Genomic DNA, 3,679 nt, shown 5'->3' on the forward strand with positions numbered 1-3,679 from the left:
GCCGCCGCCAACGCTGCGGTGTCGATCGCGCCGGACAGCCGCACCGCGAACGGCAGGTTGTAGGCCGGGGAGTCGGCGTCGAACTGGTTGAGGAACCACATGCGCTGCTGCGCGAGCGACAGCGGGATGCGGGCGGGCCGGGTCACTGCGGTCAGGGCCGGACGCACCTCAGTGGTGATGGAGTGGATACGCAACGCCAGTGCGGCCACGGTGGGCGCATCGAACACGTCGCGAACCGACAACCGGGTTCCGGTCGCCTCGGTGATGCGCGCGGTCACCCGGGTGACGGACAGCGAGTTGCCGCCGAGGTCGAAGAAACTGTCGTGCACACCGATCCGGCCGGCGTCGAGCACGTCGGAGAACACGTCCGCGAGCTTCTGCTCCACGTCGTTGCGGGGTGCCACGTATTCGGTTGTATTCGAGACGAATTCGGGTGCGGGGAGGGCCTTGCGGTCCAGTTTCCCGCTCGTGTTCAGCGGGAACTCGTCGAGCAACACCGTCGCCGACGGCAGCATGTACGCCGGAAGCGCACCCGCTGCGTGCCGGCGCAGGTCCGCGGCGTCGACAGTGCGACCGGACGCGGGAACCACATACGTCACCAGATGATCACCCGTCGAGGCATCCGAGTAGACGACAACAGCAGCACCCGTCACATCCGGATGCGACCGCAACACCGCCTCGATCTCACCCAACTCGATCCGCTGACCACGGAACTTCACCTGGAAATCGGTACGCCCGATGTACTCGAGCACCCCGCCCCTCCGGCGCCGCACCAGATCACCCGTCCGGTACATCCGCGCCCCGACATCGCCGAACGGATTCGCCACAAACCGGTCCGACGTCAAATCCACCCGGCCCAAATACCCCCGCGCCAACTGGATGCCACCGAGATAGAGCTCCCCCGGCACCCCCACCGGAACCGGATGCAACCGCGAATCCAGCACGTACGCCTGGGTGTTCCACTCCGGCACACCGATCGGCACAGTCACCTCGTCGGCATCGGACGTCTCCCAGTACGTCACCGACACCGCGGCCTCCGTCGGCCCGTACAAATTGTGCAACCCCGCAGACGACACGGTACGGAACCGAGTCGCGGTTTCCGGGGGAAGCGCCTCGCCGATCACGAACACGTGCCGCAGACTCGAACACGAGCCGGCCGGTACCGACGCAACGAACACATCCAGCATCGACGGCACGAAATCGGTCACCGTCACCCCCTGCTCGTCGATCACCTCCGCCAGATACACCGGATCCCGGTGCCCGTCCGGAGTGGCCAGCACCATGGTCGCGCCGACCTGCAACGGCCAGAAGTACCCCCACACCGACACGTCGAACGTCGTCGCCGTCTTCTGCAACAACACATCCCGCTCGGTCAGCCCGTACTCCGACTGCATCCACACCAACTGGTTCACGATGCCCGCGTGCGGCACCGCCACACCCTTCGGCTTACCCGTCGACCCAGACGTGTAGATCACGTAGGCGGTGTTGTCCGCGCGCAGCGGAGCGATCCGGTCGGCGTCGGTGACGCGCGCGCCGGAGAAGTCGGTCAGGTCCAGCGCGTCGATGGTGACCACGTCGACGCCGGACGGGAGTGCGGGCTGGTCCGCGGTCGTGGTCAGGACGCGGACCGGCGCGGCGGACTGCAGCACGTACCCGATGCGGTCGACCGGGTGATCGGGGTCGACGGGCACGTAGGCGCCACCCGCCTTGACGACGGCGTACATTCCCACCACGAGGTCCAGCGAGCGCCGCATCGCCAGCACCACCCGCGACTCCGGCCCCACACCGCACGACACGAGATACCGGGAGAGTCGATTCGCCCGCTCGTCGAGCTCGGCGTACGTCAGCGCAGCGCCCTCGAACACCACCGCCGTCGCACCCGGCGTCCGCGTCGCCTGTGTATCGAACAGATCCGGCAGGGTGGCGACGGGAACGGTGTGGTCGGTCGAGTTCCAGAGCGTCAGTGCGGCGTTCTCGTCGGCGTCGAGCAGTTCGATGTCGCCGACACGCGTGCCCGCATCCGTGGTGACGGCATCGAGGATCGCGCTGAATCGGGCGGCGATGAAGGCAGCCGTGTCCTCGTCGAACAGGTCCGAGGCGTAGGTCAGTAGCGCGGTGATCCCGTCGGGATCGCCGTCGGCGTCGAACCGCTCGACGAGGGTGAAGTGGAGATCGAATTTCGCGACGTCGATGTCGGTGTCGAGTACGCGCAGTGTGAGTCCGTCGAGTTCGAGTGTGGTCTGCGCGAGGTTCTGGAACGTGAGCATCACCTGGAACAACGGGTGCCGGGCAGCGTGCCGGGTGGGGCTGAGCACCTCCACCAGCCGTTCGAACGGCACGTCGGCGTGGGAGAACGCCGCGAGATCCGCGTCCCGGACATGGTCGAGCAGGTCGGTGAATGCCGAACCCGGATCGACGGGGGTCCGCAGGGCCACCGTATTGACGAACATACCGATCAAATCGTCGAGTTCGCGTTCGCCGCGGCCCGCGACGGGAGTGCCGATGGTGACGTCCGGGGAGGCGCTGAGACGCCCGAGCAGGACGGCGAGCGCGGTGTGCACGGCCATGAACAGCGTGGCCCGCCGGGACTGTGCGAGCGCGGCCAGCGCGCGGTGCGTCGACGCGTCGACGGCGAAGTTGACGTGCCGACCGCGGTAGGACTGTTCCGCGGGTCGCGGCCGGTCCGTCGGGAGATCCAGCTCCTCGGGAACACCCGCAAGGATGTTCGTCCAGAAGTCGAGTTGCCGGGCCGCGAGAGAGTCGGGGTCGGATTCCTCGCCGAGCAGGTCGCGTTGCCACAGGGCGTAATCGGCGTACTGCACGGGAAGCGCCGTCCAGGTGGGGCGCTCTCCCCGTGTGCGGGCCGCGTACGCGATCATCACGTCGCGCACCATCGGTGCCATCGACCAGCCGTCGCCGGAGATGTGGTGCACCACCAGTGCCAGCACGTGGTCGTCGGCGCCCAGCCGGATCAGCGTGACGCGGACGGGCAGGTCGGTCGTGACGTCGAAACCGGTGGTGAAGAATCGTCCGAGGACGGTCTCCAGTTCGTCCTCACCAACGGCCGCGACGGACAGGGTCGGGCGTGCGTCGGCGGTGTCGCGCACGACCTGGTGCGGACCGGTCGCCGAGTCCGGGAACACCGTGCGCAGCGTTTCGTGGCGTTCGATCAGGTCTGCGATGGCCGCCTCGAGTGCCGCCCGGTCGAGTGCCCCGGTGAACCGCACCGCGAACGGCAGGTTGTAGGCCGGGGACGACGGGTCGAACTGGTTGAGGAACCACATCCGCTGCTGGGCCGGCGACAACGGAATCTGCACCGGCCGTTCCCGCCGGGTCAGTGCCGGTCGGGTGTCCGCACCGTGCGACTGCGACAGTCGGCCCGCGAGTTCCGCGACGGTCGGTGACTCGAACAGGTCCCGCACCGCGACCGGCACGTCGAGTTCGCTGCGGATCCGGGACACCAGCTGGGTGGCGATCAGCGAGTTGCCGCCGAGGTCGAAGAAACTGTCGTGCACACCGATCCGGCCGGCGTCGAGCACGTCGGAGAACACGTCCGCGAGCTTCTGCTCCACGTCGTTGCGGGGTGCCACGTATTCGGTTGTATTCGAGACGAATTCGGGTGCGGGGAGGGCCTTGCGGTCCAGTTTCCCGCTCGTGTTCAGCGGGAACTCGTCGAGCA

Annotated in this window: 1 protein-coding gene; it reads right to left on the reverse strand. The window is 67.8% G+C overall.

The annotated features are described in order from the left end of the window. Positions 1-3,679: amino acid adenylation domain-containing protein (locus AC1D1G_RS42980; RefSeq protein ID WP_477956684.1), on the reverse strand; the 3,679-nt coding region annotated here is incomplete at both ends.

Source organism: Rhodococcus sp. P3_B8 (genome assembly GCF_056402775.1).